The 18,152-nt window shown below is 38.6% G+C and carries 13 protein-coding genes; 7 read left to right on the forward strand and 6 right to left on the reverse strand.

Annotation, left to right across the window (positions count from 1 at the left end; translation table 11 throughout):
• Positions 1-29: 29 nt before the first annotated feature.
• From ACTIE6_RS00075 to ACTIE6_RS00100, 6 genes are all read left to right on the forward strand, one after another.
• On the forward strand, positions 30-1,649 hold the full coding sequence (locus ACTIE6_RS00075; protein WP_439554698.1) for a DNA cytosine methyltransferase: 1,620 nt from the start codon (positions 30-32) through the stop codon (positions 1,647-1,649).
• A complete protein-coding gene (locus ACTIE6_RS00080) occupies positions 1,649-3,157 on the forward strand; it encodes an ATP-binding protein (RefSeq protein WP_439554735.1) in 1,509 nt (502 codons plus the stop codon). Before ACTIE6_RS00075 ends, ACTIE6_RS00080 begins: the two co-directional genes overlap by 1 nt.
• Before the next feature lie 3 nt (positions 3,158-3,160).
• On the forward strand, positions 3,161-6,175 hold the full coding sequence (locus tag ACTIE6_RS00085) for a Z1 domain-containing protein (protein ID WP_439554699.1): 3,015 nt from the start codon (positions 3,161-3,163) through the stop codon (positions 6,173-6,175).
• 6 nt (positions 6,176-6,181) lie between these two features.
• Complete coding sequence (locus tag ACTIE6_RS00090; protein ID WP_439554700.1) at positions 6,182-7,159, forward strand: PD-(D/E)XK motif protein; 978 nt, start codon at positions 6,182-6,184, stop codon at positions 7,157-7,159.
• Positions 7,146-9,533 (forward strand): AIPR family protein, encoded by a 2,388-nt coding sequence (locus ACTIE6_RS00095; protein WP_439554701.1) that lies wholly within the window; start codon positions 7,146-7,148, stop codon positions 9,531-9,533. Before ACTIE6_RS00090 ends, ACTIE6_RS00095 begins: the two co-directional genes overlap by 14 nt.
• Before the next feature lie 113 nt (positions 9,534-9,646).
• The gene (locus tag ACTIE6_RS00100; protein WP_439554702.1) at positions 9,647-10,657 is read left to right on the forward strand and encodes a PDDEXK nuclease domain-containing protein; all 1,011 of its coding nucleotides are present in this window, start codon (positions 9,647-9,649) and stop codon (positions 10,655-10,657) included.
• Here the strand turns inward: ACTIE6_RS00100 and ACTIE6_RS00105 are convergent.
• Genes ACTIE6_RS00105 through ACTIE6_RS00125 form a run of 5 tightly spaced genes read right to left on the reverse strand, consistent with a single transcriptional unit; the run spans position 10,654 to position 16,124 of the window.
• The gene (locus ACTIE6_RS00105; RefSeq protein ID WP_439554703.1) at positions 10,654-11,169 is read right to left on the reverse strand and encodes a gamma-glutamylcyclotransferase family protein; all 516 of its coding nucleotides are present in this window, start codon (positions 11,167-11,169) and stop codon (positions 10,654-10,656) included. The two genes, ACTIE6_RS00100 and ACTIE6_RS00105, sit on opposite strands and share 4 nt — an antisense overlap.
• Positions 11,170-11,213: 44 nt before the next feature.
• Positions 11,214-11,657: a Mov34/MPN/PAD-1 family protein gene (locus tag ACTIE6_RS00110; protein ID WP_439554704.1), complete on the reverse strand. Its 444-nt coding sequence runs from the start codon at positions 11,655-11,657 to the stop codon at positions 11,214-11,216.
• 37 nt (positions 11,658-11,694) lie between these two features.
• On the reverse strand, positions 11,695-13,476 hold the full coding sequence (locus tag ACTIE6_RS00115) for a ThiF family adenylyltransferase (RefSeq protein WP_439554705.1): 1,782 nt from the start codon (positions 13,474-13,476) through the stop codon (positions 11,695-11,697).
• Positions 13,477-14,595, reverse strand: coding sequence for an SMODS domain-containing nucleotidyltransferase (locus tag ACTIE6_RS00120; RefSeq protein WP_439554706.1), 1,119 nt, complete (start codon positions 14,593-14,595; stop codon positions 13,477-13,479).
• Positions 14,596-14,600: 5 nt separating this feature from the next.
• Positions 14,601-16,124 (reverse strand): SAVED domain-containing protein, encoded by a 1,524-nt coding sequence (locus ACTIE6_RS00125; RefSeq protein ID WP_439554707.1) that lies wholly within the window; start codon positions 16,122-16,124, stop codon positions 14,601-14,603.
• Positions 16,125-16,252: 128 nt separating this feature from the next.
• Here ACTIE6_RS00125 and ACTIE6_RS00130 point away from each other — a divergent pair, with 128 nt between their 5' ends.
• Positions 16,253-17,587: an AAA family ATPase gene (locus ACTIE6_RS00130; RefSeq protein ID WP_439554708.1), complete on the forward strand. Its 1,335-nt coding sequence runs from the start codon at positions 16,253-16,255 to the stop codon at positions 17,585-17,587.
• A 33-nt stretch (positions 17,588-17,620) separates the two neighbouring features.
• Here ACTIE6_RS00130 and ACTIE6_RS00135 read toward each other — a convergent pair whose 3' ends face one another.
• Complete coding sequence (locus ACTIE6_RS00135; protein WP_439554709.1) at positions 17,621-18,064, reverse strand: hypothetical protein; 444 nt, start codon at positions 18,062-18,064, stop codon at positions 17,621-17,623.
• Positions 18,065-18,152: the final 88 nt, after the last annotated feature.

The raw sequence follows: 18,152 nt of genomic DNA on the forward strand, positions 1-18,152 counted from the left end.
ATATATTGTAATAAAATTTATTTTGATTAATGCCTATTCCTATTATTGATTTATTTGCAGGGCCAGGGGGATTGGCAGAAGGGTTTAGTTCCCTGACCAATAATGTGGGAGACCGCGTTTTTAAAGTCAAGCTTTCTATTGAAAAGGACGCCGCAGCTCACAAAACGCTGACTTTACGCTCATTTGTCCGGCAATTTCCATTTAGAAAATTACCTGATGAGTATTATCGGTTTGTAGAAGGTGAGATTTCATTATCTGAATTATATCAGTTATTCCCTGATCAATATCACCAGGCTGCTGATGAAGCGTGGCAGGCAACTCTAGGTGAAACATCTCCGCAGGAAGTCGACCAAAGAATAGCAACAGCACTTAGCAATGAAACGGACTGGGTACTGATTGGAGGTCCTCCATGTCAGGCCTACTCAAACGCCGGACGCTCCAGGGTAGGAGGGATATCTGAGGAAGACCATCGGGTCTATCTTTATAAGGAATATCTAAGAATAATTGCCAGACACCACCCAGCAGTTTTTGTAATGGAAAATGTAGAGGGGCTTTTGTCGGCAAAATTAAATGATGAGAAGATTTTTGGATGGATACTCAGAGATCTTAGTGATCCGTCTTCCGTTTTTGGAGAACACAATTCTCCAGGATACCGCATTTACTCTCTTGTCAAGAACAAGGTTTCGAAAGATTCTGACTATCTGATAAGAGCGGAGGATTTTGGAATTCCTCAAAAGAGGCACCGTGTAATCCTTATAGGTGTCCGAGAAGATATATTAAAGCGCCCGGGTATTTTATCCAGATCCGAAAAGGTGGATCTGAAATCAGTTATAGGATTGTTGCCTAAAATCAGGAGTGGCATCAGCAGATCATTTTCTCACAGTGAAATTGTAAGAAAGGACAACGGCCTACAAAGTAAAAAGCGATTCTATTCCCGGTTTGAAAACTCCTTCGAAGCCTGGCGGGAACAAATTGAGGATTTTAGTAAGGAATTACTTACAAAACTGGATTTAGCGGGTTTTTCGAACCAACATCCGGAAACAATGGGCTCCGAATTCTTACGAACGAACGATGCTCACATTGCTGGCAGTCACATTCTGTCTGAATGGTATACCGATAAAAACCTTACTGGTATAACTCATCATATTTCCAGAAGCCACCTTCTCCAGGACTTGAAGCGGTATCTTTTTGCAGCCTTATACACTACAAAGAATAACCGGTTTCCTAAACTCAACGATTATAAGCTATTTGATGAGGAGTTACTCCCTGATCACGGCAATGTGGAATCCGGAAAATTTACAGACAGGTTTCGCGTTCAACTCCCTGATTTTCCGGCAACAACTGTAACAAGCCATATCAGTAAAGATGGACACTACTTCATACATTATGATCCTATTCAATGTAGAAGTTTGACGGTTAGGGAGGCAGCGAGAATCCAAACTTTTCCGGATAACTATATTTTTTGTGGAAACAGAACGGATCAGTACCATCAGGTTGGTAATGCAGTTCCTCCATTTCTTGCATTTCAGATTGCTGATATCGTTAGTAAAGTTTTTTATGAAGAAGACGAAGGAAAGAAGATAAGTATTTTACCAAAAACTAAGTATTTGACTGTTAAAGGGAAACAAATAGAAATATTTTTATTTTGATGGACGAGAAATACGAAGATGCAATTCCCACGCCTGAATTTTTAATTAAATCGATTGCAGAACAAGGGTATTCACTTGAGACATCAATCAGTGACTTGATAGACAATTCCGTTTCTGCGAATGCAGACAAAATTGAAATTCTGATAGATCCGGACAGTTATCCTTTTACTCTGTTTCTTGTCGACAATGGAGATGGCATGAGTGAAAGTGTCTTGAAACAATGTATGCAATTTCCAAGCACATCTCCAGAGAATAGCAGGGAAAAGAGCGATTTGGGCAGATTTGGCCTGGGGATGAAAACGGCCTCCTTTGCTCAGACCCGCAGATTTACAGTAATATCTAAGAAAAAGGGGGCAGAGAAGTATTGTGCACGTACATGGGATGTAGATTATCTTAAAAAAAAAGGCAGCTGGCGGATTTTGATTAATACCCAGGAGGAGATATTAGAATACCTTAATAAATACCGTAGCTTGAGCAACGGATATTTTAATAAATTCGAAGATTTTGAAGCGAACACAATTATTGTCTGGCAGAAGCTGTACAAGTTTGAAGACCATCTTGATGGTAATGACAGGACAAATGCACTAAAAACCCAAATAACAGAAATTACAACTGAGTATCTCGCTCTGGTTTTCCACAGATTCATGGAAAGGAAAATCTGTCCATTAAAAATTCGTGTAAACAATAAATTAATTGAACCATTTAACCCGTTCCCTACCAATCAAACTGATTTGAGGCTTATCGAGTCAAGGCAGAAAGTTTTTAAATCTGATATAATAAGTCTCGAGGGCTATGTGCTTCCGGTAAGAAGTATTGAAGAGAGCAAAGAAGTTCATAATATCTGGACAACAAAAAGCAGGGGATTAATGGATATGGAAGGTCTGTACATTTACAGATCGGACCGGATCATTTTATTTGGGGGCTGGAACGGAATAATCCGGAAGTCTCCAAGACTACAGTTGGCACGTTTAAAGGTAGAAGTGGGAAATAAAATTGATGACTTACTCCATCTAAATGTGGCAAAGTCTCAGGTATCAATTCCATTCGATTTGAAAATGGGGTTTCTTAAATATATAGCAGAACTAAGGGAACAAGCAGAAAAGGAATACTATAACCGGGGAATCAGGAGAATTTCTTCTTCTAAATCGGATAGTGTGCCTCAATTATTTGAACGTCATGCAACAAACAGAGGAACACAGATTGAAATAAATAACAAGTTCCCTCTGGTTCAGTTAATCAGTAATTCAATGGATTATGAACAGCAAAAAGAGTTTAGACTACTTTTAAAGATGGTCAATAATCTGGTAAATAAACTTGGAAGAGCTAATGAAGATGACAATAAAATAAATGTCAGCACTGATTCTGATGATGAATCGGACTTGTATAATACTATTCAGAAACTACTTATAAGTGGAACTAGCAGGGAAGTTATCAGACTGGCAATTCTTCCTGCACTTGGATACAGAATTGACAATATACCACCTCATATAAATCAGTTATTAAATTGAAAAATGACTAACTCTGAATGTATTGAATTTATTAAATCATTTATCAAACAGAAGGCAATTGAAAGCGGGCGCGTCAATGAGCTATTTTTTGATAAGACAAAGCTTGAATTAATATCGGTTAAAGATATTTTTCCAGGATTATCATCCTTTGATGAAACTACGTTTTCACATCTCTATGACGTTTCTGTCAAAGAATATCAGTCCGTGTTTCCGATTGAAATTGATCCATCTATTTCGCTGGTTAAAAAGGGTTTTGTAACCTGGTTAACTGAAAAAAGGAAGGAGGAGCTTGCAACTGATTACATTGACAGATACCTGAGATTTCTTTCCTTAAAAAAGGGGCGGTCAGAGAGAGTTGTAAACGAACTTGCATCATCAAGTGAAAAAATTCTGTCCAAGTTGGGCGATCCAAAGTCTAACACTCCGTTTTATACCAAAGGATTAGTTGTAGGCAGCGTTCAATCTGGTAAAACAGGGAACTTCAATGCAGTAATAAACCGATCGATTGATGCAGGTTATAGTCTGATCGTTATATTATCAGGTATAATGGAAGATTTGCGAAGTCAGACCCAGTTGAGGATTAGTGAAGAAGTTATAGGTGAGGGAACTGATATTTCCAAAGGCAATATCGGTGATATCGGTGTTGCCCAAATACGGAAGTTCGGCGAGCGTGGAGATCAGAGTGTTGCGCAGGTATTTTCAATCACTTCATATAAATCGGATTTCAAAAGAACCGTTAAGGATATTGATTTCTCATTAAATAAAAAGAATATTCTTGTATGTAAGAAAAACACCGGAGTACTCAAGAATTTACTTATATGGCTTAGTGATAGTTTAAATGAGAGAGAAAAACATGACATACCATTACTGATAGTTGATGATGAGGCAGACAATGCTTCATTAAATAATTTAGGCAAAAAAGGAGCCGAATACGCCAGTGCAATCAATGGGCAAATCAGAGCTTTGCTGGAAATGTTCACAAAGAAGTCTTATCTGGGCTATACGGCTACTCCCTTTGCAAATGTTTTGCAGGACAGGCATAAGGCTAGTGATACTAAACTGGCAATAGCCTATAAAGTAAATGGCGTCAGCACTAAAAGGGACTTTGATATGGTCCCCACTATCTTTCCCGAAAATTTCATTGAGCTACTTAACCCGCCAAGTAACTACATAGGTGCTAAACAGATTTTTGAAACCGTTTTAGATGAATCGGTTAAAATTCCAATGGTTGAAGTGGTGAGAGATACCAATTTTTCCTTCCCATCCCGGGTTCCAAAAGAAGACGGTACAGAAAGAGCAGCAAATAGAAATGACAGTTATCCAGAGAGTCTTCCGTCTTCGCTTGAGGAAGCTACACACTGTTTTTTGTTGGGAATTGCCTTGCGGCTTAGCAGAACTGCTGACATGGCCGACTCAGGGCTTTTAAACCCACATCATACAATGCTTGTTCATATTTCTCGATTTATACCGTGGCAGAATAAAACCAAGGTGTTAATTGAAGAGCTTGTAAAGAAATTGGAAGAGGATATCAACAATGATCTTCCAAATAATCGAAGACGAATTTATGGAACGCTGGAAAAAACCTGGAATAAGTATTTCGCAGCCATCGTGCATAATATCAGAACATATCTTCCGGAAGGTTATTCAGATGAATTTCTGGTGCCAAAGAGGTTTGATGATATAAAAAGCTATCTTATTGAAGCTGCAAAAGGTATTGAAGTAAAGGCGATTAACAGTGAAACCGGTGATAAACTGCAGTATATCAAGGATAGTTCAGGAAATGGGAAAAAGTACATTGCTGTTGGAGGTAACCGGTTGTCCCGGGGCTTCACCCTTGAGGGTTTAACAATTAACTATTTTATACGAAATACAAATTACTCTGACACCTTGCTTCAAATGGGACGGTGGTTTGGTTACAGACCAGGATATTTGGATTGCTGCAAGGTCTTTACTACGCCGGATGCTGTTCAAAAATTTGACTCAACAACCAGGGCGATTGAAGAATTAGAGGCAGAATTTGGGAAAATGAACAGGAATCATCTGACGCCGACAGAGTTTGTACTTAGAGTAAGGAAGCATCCGGGCACTTTAAAAATTACCCGTCCTGCGATTCTAAAAGACACCAAGGTAGTTAACTGGTCATATCAGGACCAGCTTGTACAAACAACACGTTTTAAGATCAATGATGCGAAACGCCTGGATAAATCATGGGAAGATTTTAAAGATTTCATTATAAGTCATAATCCTTCTCTGACAGAGGATCAAAACTTCATTCGGGTTGATTTAGACGTTGATCAGGTAATTGAATTTCTGCGTTTGCCCAATACGTTTGAAGACTTTGAAATGCAATCAATTATCCGGTTTATTGAGTTATGTAGAGCGAAGGGTAAATTAAAGAAGTGGACGGTTGCTATCAAGGTGAAAGGTAGGGGAGAGTCATTGAAAAAGAGTGATACCGGCTTTCCTGCCGATATTGATATGTCTCAGAGGTCTGGTCCGGGAAAGGTAAAAAAGGAGACTGAATATTCATCCTACCTAAAAGGCCTTTTCTTGACTGACGGTATTTTTTCTTCTTCCGGCAAATCAGCAAATATTGTTGCGGCTGGCTCAGACTTTAATATTTTGTTATCCAAGGAACAAAGTAAGACGGCTGAAGCAAAGTTCCGCGCTGAGACAAAAGAGAAATTTAAAGAAAAAAAATCCGATAAAGATCCTGATAAAGTTACCGTTCCGGAAAGAGTATACCGCGAAGAAATGTCAGATGAAACAGCTTTGATCGTAGTCTATCTGATAGATTTAAAAAGCGTATTTCTGCAAGGTGAGCCAGAGCCAGACGTAGATTTTGGGAAGATGATCACAGATTACGGTATTAATACTGCTGTTCCATTAATCGGGTACGCAATTGGTTTTCCTAAAATCAGTCCAGATCCGGGCGGTGAATATGTACATGGAGATTATGAAATGGATGAAGAAGGCAGCGATGAGTGGGATGAATCTTTGGAAAGCACTGACGAATAGCATCCCATGGAAATACAGGATATAAGCCGAAAATGGCTTTTAATGAACCCTCCGAGCGGAAATGCATATGCATCTGTACGTATCGACAGTACATCCTTACCGGGAATGTTCCTTGGCTTGAATAGTGAGAGTAAAAGATGTCTTATTTTAAAGTTGCCCAAGGGGTATAATCCTGATTTTCAGTCGTCTGTCAAGCAGAACTTATCATTAAGTCTTTACGCTGAAAGTGGATGGGTTGTATTAACGCTGCTCGACGATAACTTTTATGACTTGTTTGACGATTTGATTTTCTCGATATATATTAAAATCCATTCAATGTCATCGGCTAGGATATATGTCACAGAATTGCTCAAAACGTATTACAAATGGAGTGAGTTTTTTAAGGATATGCATAACCAAAGCTTAGCAGACGAGACAGTCAGGGGGCTATTTGGTGAGTTGACGGTTCTCAATGAAATGGTACTGGAATCTACATCTGCCGATATTAATGATGTTCTTAAATCCTGGAAAGGGCCATATGATACTAACCATGACTTTGTTAATGAAATCTGTGACAAAGAGGTTAAAACAAGACTTGAATCTGTTTTAAATATCAGAATAGCAAGTGAGCATCAACTTCAGGCGGATATCGGCAAGAATCTTGAATTGGTTATTGTAACTCTGGTGTCAGATACGGTTAATGGACTGTCTTTACTCGACCTTGTCATAACAATCAGAGACATTGTAATGTCGAAACTTGGTGACTACACGATTGTTTTAAATGGCCTTTCACAAAAGGGCTTGAATGTCAGTTCTTTACAGGCCTATAAAGATTTGAGGTTTGTTCTTGTCAAAATCTCCAGCTATGACTGTTGTCAAGTTGAATTTCCCAAAATAGTCAGAAGTAATATCGCCGCGGCGGTAAGTTCTGTGTCATATAAATTAAATGTAGAAGAGCTTACACCCTTTATCTTATCAGAAACGCTTTTTAATGGAAATAAATGAATACCTGAAATACAGAGAGGATTTACTTGTTGATACAAAGGATGAAGATGGCTTTATCAGCGAATCCAGGTTCTTAGACCTGGTATTACCCTCTCTCAGTGATGCAAAACTTATTGATTCAGAAGATTATACAGATTGTTATCTGTATTTGAAACAGGATAATATAAAAATTAATGGATATCAGATTAATGAGTCAGAAGAACGACTTCAGATCTTCATAGTAAATGAAGAATCAATAGATCTGGGTAATACAGATGAAAATATACTCATATCTCAAAAGAGTTATTATGATTTTATTTTCGCAAAGGTGTTAAAATTTGTCCGGAAGGCCATTAAACGGCAATTAGATAACGAAATTCAGGATGCCCATCCGATTAAGCCACTGATCAATTTCATTGCGTCACCAACTTTGGGATTGGCACAAATTGATGTTATTGAGCTGTTTCTTGTTTCAGCTACCGCCACTGTTGAAAAAAGAGGTGAAGCGCCCACACCTAAAATGTTAGATTTTGAAGATGAGGAAATACCTGTGGTTTTCTATGACCGGGAAAAAAATAGTTGCAAGAAAGATATTCACGTTTTCAAAAGGTTAATTGATTTAAATTTTCTTTACAACGTACTTATATCCCAGGGAAACAGGGAAGTTCTTGAGGTCGATTTCGAAAGACTTTTTCAGAAGGGTATCAATGCAATCAAGGCAGCTGATGAGGAGAACTTTGAATCTTACCTCTGTGTGTTACCAGCTAGTGTCCTTGCGGAGCTCTATAAGCGATATAGCACCCGGATGCTAGAAAAAAATGTCAGGTCTTTCCTTCAGTTTAAAGGTGTAAACCAGGGAATCAGGGATACTATTCGTAAAAATCCCGAACATTTCATTGCATATAATAATGGTTTAACCATTACTGCAATTGGTGCAGAGATAGAGGAACTGGATGAGCGGACTGTTATCAAATCTCTTAAAGATTTTCAGATTGTTAATGGCGGGCAGACAACGGCCACTATATACTTTTCCCAGAAGGATGGCCTGGACATTAGTAAGGTGAAGGTCATGGCTAAAATCAACATTGCCAAAAACGCAAATGAGGAGGATCTGAATGAGCTCATAGGTAATATCAGCAGATACTCAAATGCACAATCAAAAGTTAGCAATGCTGATTTAAGGTCCCGCAATCAGCAGTTGATCAGACTAAAATCTATTTCTGAATCGACCCTAACGCCCTCGGGCAAGAAGTGGTTTTTTGAACGATTTAAAGGTGAGTTCAATACATTACTCAGAAAGGACCCGAAGGGAAAAACGAAGATCAATAATTTGTATCCTAAGGAGCGCCGGTTTACAAAGGAAGAACTAGCGAAATATTATATGTCCTGGGGACAAAGCCCTTACCTTGTAAAAAAAGGAGGGGACAAGATTTTCAGAACTTTTATCGAGGAGCTTTCACCGGAAAAAGCAAAGGAGCCAAATGTTAACAGAGATTTTTATGAACATGTCATAGCACGCCTCATTCTGTTTAAGGAGCTTGAAAAAATCTATGGTGCCGGGAAGAATTCAATGGGCCAATTAAGATCAGCCGTTGTTCCCTACGCAATTTCCGTTCTGTATATAGCGACAACCGGTTCTAAATCAGTGAACGATTTCGACTTGTTTAAAATTTGGCAGGCGGAGAAGCTCGACGACAAATTGAAAATGTTAATGACCGAGCTGATGCAGCTTGTAAATGAGCTTATTAAAAAATATTCTCTTAGTGAAGATTATGGCGAATATTCGAAACGAAAGGAGTTGTGGGACAGCATTGCTTTGTCTCGGGAGATCAAGCAATTTATAACTTCGTCACAGTTCCTTGAGGTAACAAGGACCTATTCGATCTCACAGGAAGAACTGAAGAAACGCCTTTTAAAGAACCTGAAGGTCAAAGAGATAGATTTTGGCAATTTGTACGATAATGCTAAAATCTTTTCCAGGGGAGCGGATTACTATAAAAAGCTTCTTATGCTATTGTTTGACAGGTTATCAGCGTCGCAAAAAAATAAGGTTGATCGATTGATCTATTGTATTAACCAGAAGGCTGATATTGACGAGGAACATTGTGAATTCGAAAGAGAGCTTATTCATAAAATCCGGGTTGAAAATCCTGATCTTTTTGACAGCATCCAATTTATGGAGAACGAGGTTTACGTGAAAGGGGTGGACAGCGTTGTGAAATTATACAATTCATGCATTGAGAATGGGTTAAACTTAACATCTGAATTTGAGAAACGCAGAGAAATCTCAAAGGCGAGAGGTCTAACAAAGTACTCTGTCTTCGACGATATTGCAAAGGGGCTATTACAAGGAAAATCTCCTTCAATAAAACAGATTTATTATACTAGTATTTGAAATCTTTTGTAGGCAACGTTGATAATAAATGGCATTGTGTAGTATGGCAGACATCCAACATCATTTTGGTGCGGCGATTCTACGATAATTAGTATTTTGATAAGTTATTGGTTATGAAAGACTATCTTGCTCTCTTAGAGCAGCTTAAAAAAGAGATTCGAGAAGCCCGGTTACGAGCGACGATTTCGGCTAACGTCGAAATGCTATCTCTCTATTGGAGAATTGGTAACATTATCTTACAGCAAGAAAAGCAAGAAGGGTGGGGACAGAAAGTTGTGTTACGATTGGTAACAGACCTGAAGGCGGAATTTCCAAATATGAAAAGCTTGTCGCCGCGTAACTTACGGTATATGAAGTCGTTCGCTGCGGCGTATCCTGATGAGTCAATTTTGCAAGTCACACTTGCAAAATTGACCTGGTACCATCATATTACCTTACTTAGTAAAGTAAAAGACCCAGACAAGCGCCTATTTTACATCACAGAAACAGCTCAGCAGGGCTGGTCTCGTGATGTTATGATCATGCAAATAGAATCCAATTATTCAGAACGTCATGGGAATACAGTATCAAACTTTGGGAGGGCACTTCCAGATCCTTTATCTGATCTAGCCCAACAGTCGATTAAGGATCCGTATTTGTTTGACTTTTTAACTTTGGCTGACGGTTATAAAGAACGTGATTTAGAAAACGGCCTGGTTGAACATATCACAAAATTTCTATTAGAGTTAGGCAAAGGGTTTGCTTTTGTCGGTCGGCAATATCCCATAGAGGTGTCTGATAGAGAATTTTTAATAGATCTGTTGTTTTACCATCTGAAACTCAGAGCTTATCTTGTCATCGAATTGAAAGCAGTTGAGTTTGAACCCGAATTTGTCGGAAAACTTAATTTTTACTTATCTGCTGTTGACGATCAGCTACGAACTGAACATGACAATCCAACAATTGGGCTTTTAATTTGTCGAAAGCGGGACAAACTGATGGCAGAGTACGCCTTACGCGATGTCAACAAGCCAATAGGAATCTCCGAATACAGAATATCTGAGGCGCTGCCTGATGACCTTAAAAGCACACTCCCAACAATTGAAGAAATTGAAGAAAGATTGAAACAAGAAGGGAGTAGTTAATACTCCGTATTTTTGATTCGGTAAATACTCAATTCGGTACTTTCACGAATACTATCGGGATCGTGTTCAAAAGGTATTTCTTGTAATAGTTTTATATAGTCAGCTGGCAAATTGTGTTCATTTGCACCAGCTAAGATATGTGCTAGGTACCAATTATATGGCATAAGGTTTGGGTTAATTGATTCATAATCAGCATAGTATACTAACGCTGCGATCTCTGCTTTGTCTACAAGTACTTTTACTGATTTTTGGTTATATCCATTTCCCAAACCTTCAGCTTTGTCCAGCTCTTTTTTTTCAGAATCATCTATTTCAAATATCACACCCCAAACTTCATCTGTTGTAATTCCTGTTTCAAAACAATCAGCCTTTGCTGATCCATCTTTTTTACTAATCTTTTGAAGTCGAAGTTGATGCCCCATAACTTTTCCAATAGCAGAGAACTGAGCTGATGGGACACGATCTTTCAACCTATTCGTTGACATATTTGAGCCGTAAGAGAAAATTAACATGGATATGTATTTCGATAAAATGGATTCTTCTGAATTACTAAATCTTAAGAAACTTGGAACATTTCAACACAATCACCCATTGGGAACACAAAAACTTTAATGCTGGGAGTGATTAGAGATGGATTTCCGCCCAAAATGAGCAGTATAGGCTCCGGACAATTGTATTTTTTGTCTCTTGCAATACTTTTCATTTGTCTTCTATCCTGATAACTTGGAGTCGGTGTTGCAAACGGGTGAAAGTGCCATTCACCTAAATAATAAGTTTTCGATTCTTTAAATCTTCGATCTAAAATTGTTCGTAAACCGATGACTCCTCTTTCAAACCAGGTTTTGCCTGCTTTTGAATCTGGCGGTGGTCCCGTTATTGAAGATACCACTGCGCCTTTCAGACTTTCTGAATATCGACCTATCATTATTCCGCCAGTTTCTTTATTTCCGGCCTTAGTACATTGATATTGAAGATCGGTAATGATTGTTTGGGTCAGCATAACACCGAACCTTCGATCCGACGACAAAAATTCCATGCTAATTCCGGATAACATCTATTCCCTGAAACATATCACCATCTGGAGTATTAAGTACAATAAATGTGCTTGATGAGTCGCTGCCTACATAATATGCTTCAATTAATTTTATCGCCGCGGTGCTCATCATCCAGACATCATCCACCCTTGCTGGGAAAAGCGGATGCCAGCAGCCAATGCCCTCTCGTGGCAAGCTACTGTCGCCTACAATTTCAATCTCCTGCTCTAACCACGGAGAAAATTCCTTTTTAAATTCAAATTCGAGATTCTCAGCCCCTTGATATTGATAATGAAATAATCTTTTTGCGTTTAAACCCAGTGATATTGATACAAATTTTTTATCCGATCCACTTATGTGATTCGACAAATAATGGAGTGCTTGATCATTACCCGTTGCATCTATGATCAGATCAAACTGTTGTAAATAACTTTTGTCGGAGTCAAGTATCTGCTCGATATTACTTCTATTGAAACTTACTCTCGTTTCTGGGAATATGTCATTCAATCTTTTTGATAGTTCCTGAGCCTTGCATTGGTCGAGTGATTTCAATGTCAATGTGTGCCGACTCATATTACCAAGTTCCAATTTATCCTTATCCATGATTGTTAAGTTTCGGCAAGTGCCTCTAATAAGACATTCCCCTATCACTGACCCTACTGCTCCCGCTCCAATAAGCAGCACCTTGGCTTGGGACAATTTGTCAGAATATTTCCCTCTTGCACTGATCGAGCCTATATTGCCATTTTGGGAATCCATCCACTCAATTTTTTTGTTTTTGTGAAACGCTCTGTTTGCTAATTCTTGAGCTTCTTGACCTGGTCGAAAACCTTTTAATGTACCTTTTACTGGGAGTGAGATTGGCTGCCAATGAATTTGAAAGGGTTCTTCTCCAATCTTCTCTGGAACAGGAAATCCTAAAATCAAACAGTCTGCGGATTGTCTATACCCTTTGATAAATATATCAGTTATTATTTTTTGAAAATCAACATTGTGTTCATTTCCAATGTGATAAAGCCTTTCCCAAGTTGCAGGGGCTTCCCACGGACATGATACTGGGATAAAGTCAATTAGTAACCAAACTATGTTTTTAGACTTAGCTTTATGATTATTAATTGAGTCGTTCCAAGTGTTGGAGTATAAGACCTTTCCGCAAAAATCTTTAAAGACGGTAATAAAGAAGCTGCTTTTTCCAGGATGGATAATAGCTTCCGCTTGGCCTGACTTTTTGTTCGTTGATATTAACTTCGAATAAGTCGCTTCATCTTCAGAGTAATAATATTTATCAGTAAACGAAAGCGGAAAGGAAGGAAGTTCAAAAAGTTGGCCATTCAAAGATAGCTGATCATTTATTGCTGCTTCCAACCACATCTTACAGCGATAGACATGCCAAAAAAGACGTTCACTTGCCTCTGTTGGTTCTGAATTAAACCCTCTAAGTGAAAAAGATCCGAATGTAGTATTCAAGCATAAATCTCCGCTTCTCCACTTATTTTGAGTTTGAATATTATTATGATTCTGATGTTGAAATGTTAAGGCAATACCTTTTTCTTTAGCGGGGTAAGTGTGAATCTTGCCCCACGGATAGTTTTCAGGTATGGTTGCATACCATTCTGTTGAATCAGGTATACTGTATGTGTTTGCTCCAGCTGAAATGTTCAACCGGAATTTTAAGATCCAACCTGCGCCAATTTCATCCCACACTAAATCTTCTAACAATTCGTATCCGGTAATTTCCTCCAGGTTTCTTCTGGCAAGCAGCAAGTCTTTGGTTGGGGCTATCATTTATGCAAATCTCCCTCCGGATGGCTCAGTAGGTCCGCTTCTTTCAGAATATCCCCCCTTAACCGAAGGTTCTGGCGCATCTGGAAAGGCTTTCCCAAAAAGAATTTTCCAATATTTCACCTTATCATAGGTGGTAGTTGCATCCAACGCTAATCTTGCCGTTTGCGCTGCATCTTTCACATAATCATAAAAAGCGTTGAAATCTTCTACAGATACTCGCTTCCAAACATTGTGATCGGGCACGCCTCTATCTGAAAGAACTGGGACAATTTCCAATGAACGATAGGCAGCATACTTAGAAATAATTTTTTCAAAAGTTTCTGTAATGCCTTGCGCTACGGATGTGATATGATCAGGACAACAATCTCCAATCATGTGTTCGATGGGATACCCTTTCGGGTACTTTAAGTCTGTTAGTTTCAATACCCGCCACCATTTGATCGCCTTTACGACATTAATGTAGTGCAGGTTTGTTGATTTGTTTTTTTCTCTGGTCCATCGGATCTGTTCCAAAGGATCAGTTTCTACCCATTCATTTGCCTCACGATCTGGTATCCAAAGAGGTTCTAACTTCCAATCAGCCTGTTTACGAATGGACTCTAACAAGAAAAGACTTCGTTGTTGTCCCTCTTTTGGTTCAATGTAATTTTCGACAAGTTTCCACTCCATATCATCTTCGAGCATCAAATTGGTTATAACACTGGCTGATCGTAACCTTGACTGTTCAGCCTCAGAAGGAGCTGAGGTAACAACGATATCCAAGTCAACATAAGACAGCTCAATCCCAATTGAACGCCCCTGTATTTCGTATTTTCCTTTGTAATGTTTTTCAACAAATGGTATAAATTTCTTTATCGCTTCCTTGGGGTTCGTATTGTGGCGATCAATCTTTGTTACAACAATTACGTCTACGTCAGCGCGCTTACCGTTATTTGGCCGAGTTGCAGTAGAGCGCCGGTAACTTCCTTGCAAAAATGTACTTACAATAATTTTAGATAATTCCGGATCAGCGGCAAGTCTCTCACGGAGCGTCTTATGGCCTGTTTTTAGATCATCAATCTGAGAAGATGTGAGCCTAATATTCTTCAGGAAGTCATTGAAATAGGATGGAATTGGCATAATATTTAGTTAGGGAATGTTAAAACTGGTTGATAATCACCCGCTTTTGTAGCGGGAAAGTTAAATTCATACAAAACAATGTTGCCCAATACGGCTGCGTATTGACCGAAGTAGAATGCGAAAGCGTTGGGGGCAGCCATAAATACGTGAATCTTACCACTGCGCTCATGGATTGTTCTCATATTCTGAATTTGCCTTGCAATGGTCTGGGCTACATTCAGGACATGAGTCCCGTCTTTAAGTGCTAAATGTGAAGGTCCTGGGTTTATTTTTGCGTCGATTATTCGTCCCACTGTCGGCAATTGTTCGGATACAAAAGATTCTACATCTATCAGGACGTCATGAGTTATACTGATAGCGAGTGCGATTTCATTTGCACTTGCATTCATTTGTTTTTGATCAAAGAGCACAGTATCCGTAGCAAACTGTTCTTCAAAATGAGGCTCCCAGAGTATTTTTGAATTTTTTGTTTTTTGAATTATAGATGCTTCCACACCCAATTTTGGGTTTAGAGAGTAGCCAACCGCAAAAGCAAGTGAAAGGTGTGTGTCCAGAGAAAAAGTAATTTTCTTTTCTTTTCCTGTTACGGTTTGTATGAACGTTCTAAGATCGGGCAAAACATGACTTTGCCAAAGAAGAGAATCTTTTATTTTCCGGTCATTATAATGATGAGCTAAGCATAAGCAATCGATATTTTCCTTTTCAAAGTTTTCCGTTCCAGCTAAAAAAGTTCTAATCCCAACTCGGTGAAAGTATTCCGGCGATTGTGGCGCGAATAGCCCTTCCTCTTTACACAGTTGCCGAAAACGGTTTAGTGTAAATTCATTGCGATTTTGACCATGAAGTCTGGTAATAAGACCATCGTATTTATTTGAAACCTGAGTTTCAGGTATAGGGTACAAACCAGCAAGTTGCAAGCTGGGATTTATTATATCTAAAATATTATGGATATCGGAAAAATTTGATTTTATCCGGAGGGAAGACAAACAGTTGTAGAGCTCTTCATCCTTGTCAAATCCGAGATGTTCTCGCCAAAGTTTTCGCACCTTTCCCATTTCACTGTCATCAGTCTTTCCCTGCATAAGAACATCTAAACGTATTTTGTCACCCACACCTAAGAGTTTTCCGATTACGTTATTAGAATCAATGCCCCATGTATTTACCAAAATATATCTGGCTTTTTGCGACGGTAGGGTCTTCAATTGCTGATTTTTTAGCTTTTGAAGTAGAGAAATGGACGTCGCACCGATAAATGCAGGATCTATCAGGGCTTCAACACTAAAGAAGTTACTCTTATCTACATGATGCTTGACCTGATAAAAATCGACGTCGACAAGGTCGCCCGTACTTTTATCTAAGATTGGTGGATCATAATTCACAACAACATCGTCGAAGCCTGTAACATTATTTGCTTCCCATACGATAGAAGCAATATTATTATCAGGTACTAACATCCTTGCCGCCTGCCACCAAAAGATGCTCTCTTGATAAAATATCCCTTGGGTAATTGCAATTATAGAATTCGCCATAATTAGTAAACTTTCAACAAACTGTATAGATACAACAAAAATTTCGTTATATATTCGTCATGAATGGAACATATTGCTATAATAATAGGTTCATTATGACGATTATTTCGTATTAAAAAGTACATTTTATGTTGATTCGTTTCATTGCCGAAAACTTTCTGTCCTTCAACGAACGTACCGAGTTCAACATGCTGACCGGAGACCTTAGGCGTTTACCTGATCATGTCTACCGTTCCAATAAAATAGATATACTAAGAAGTGCAGTTATCTATGGAGCGAATGGAGCGGGAAAATCAAATTTGATTAACGCTATTAAGATTCTAAGTGAGATTGTCTCAGATGGGGTATTGTCGATTTCTTCTGACGATACGTGTTTTAGGTTATCCGATCAAGGCGACCGCCCTTCAATGCTGGAAATTCATTTCATAACGGAAGGAGTGGCGTACAGTTATAGCTTAGCGTTTATTAAAGACTTGATAATTAGGGAATCGCTAAATTTATTGAATTTTGGCAAAAAGGAAGATAGTCTCATATTTGACAGGACTATTAACAAGCAGGGAAAAGTTAATATCAAACTTGCACCTAAATACCTTAAAACACGTAAGGATAAGCTTCTGATACAAATTTATGAAGAAGACGTACTTGATCCGGAGATGACGTTCATTACTCTTGTAAAGGAAAAGAAATATCAAGAGATAACATCGGCTTATAATTGGTTGGAAAGCGGATTATTAATCATCTTTCCGGGAATGCAGTACGGCGGTCTGGTAAGTAATTTTATAAATGACGAGGAATTTAAGGTCTTTACCAATGAGATTATCTCAGGATTTGATACAGGCGTTGACCAAATTGATATTCAAACAATAGATTTTGAAGCTTTTTTTGGTGAGGACAATGCACTAGAAAAGGAAAAGGTATTGAGATCGATCAAAACAGGTGAAACTGAACGGGTTGGAGATAATAGAAATGCCTTAGCGATGATGGAAAATGGTAAACCGGTGGTTAAAAAGGCGGTTTCTTATCATTCAAGTTCAGCAGGAACAAAGGTTAAATTTGAACTGTTTGAGGAGTCAGATGGCACTCTGCGGCTTCTAGATTTTATCCCATTCCTTTATATGTTGGAGAAATACCCTGTTACTGTAATCGTTGATGAGATTGATCAAAGTATTCATCCCGTTATGCTCAAAGAATTAGTAACGAAGATTCAGAATAATCCGAAAAAGGTAGGACAGTTGATTTTTACCACGCATGAAGCAAATCTTCTTGATACTGATTTATTTCGCCAGGATGAAATTTGGTTTGTCGAAAAAAATAAAACTGGAGCAAGCCATTTCTATCAATTGCTTGAATTTGACACTCGTTCCGATCTGGATATTCGAAAGGGGTATTTATCTGGTAAATTTGGTGCAATCCCTTTTCTTGGCAACATTAAAGACTTGCATTGGGCATCCGGGAATAATTAACAACTGGGTAATCTTTGGCACCACTAAGTGCCTCTATGTAAAATAATTATATATATAAATATCTTTTTTATCGTTGTACGATGCTAATTGAGAGGCAACTAGCTCATCCCAAAATCTAGTTGCTTCCGTGCTTCGAAACTCAGGATCATCAACCATCTCTCCCGGCTTATTGGAGCTCGAAGTGACTGCTTTATTAAACATTTCCTGTACATACGTAATCATTCTGGCTCCAATGCGCTTGCCTTTAAGGTGTATATGATCGTTATGGGCTAATTCAATGATACGAATACTTTCATTTAGCTCAATAACAGTGAATTGATACGAGCCTGCTTTAAGATTTGAATCAAAAATCTCAAAACAATGTTTCGGCCATACCCCTTCATCTGTTCCAAGCAGTGGTTTTTCCTTTAAGGAATATTCTACGTTAAACTTGTATTCTTCTCCATCACGCCCGATCGTGTATATCTGAGATTCCATAAGCGGTTCCTTTAGGTAGTTGCGGATTATTATTCATTTTCTTAAAATTCCAAAAGCCCTCCCCCTCACTGACGAGATATCAATGAGG

The organism is Dyadobacter sp., assembly GCF_051859145.1.
Taxonomy (GTDB): domain Bacteria; phylum Bacteroidota; class Bacteroidia; order Cytophagales; family Spirosomataceae; genus Dyadobacter.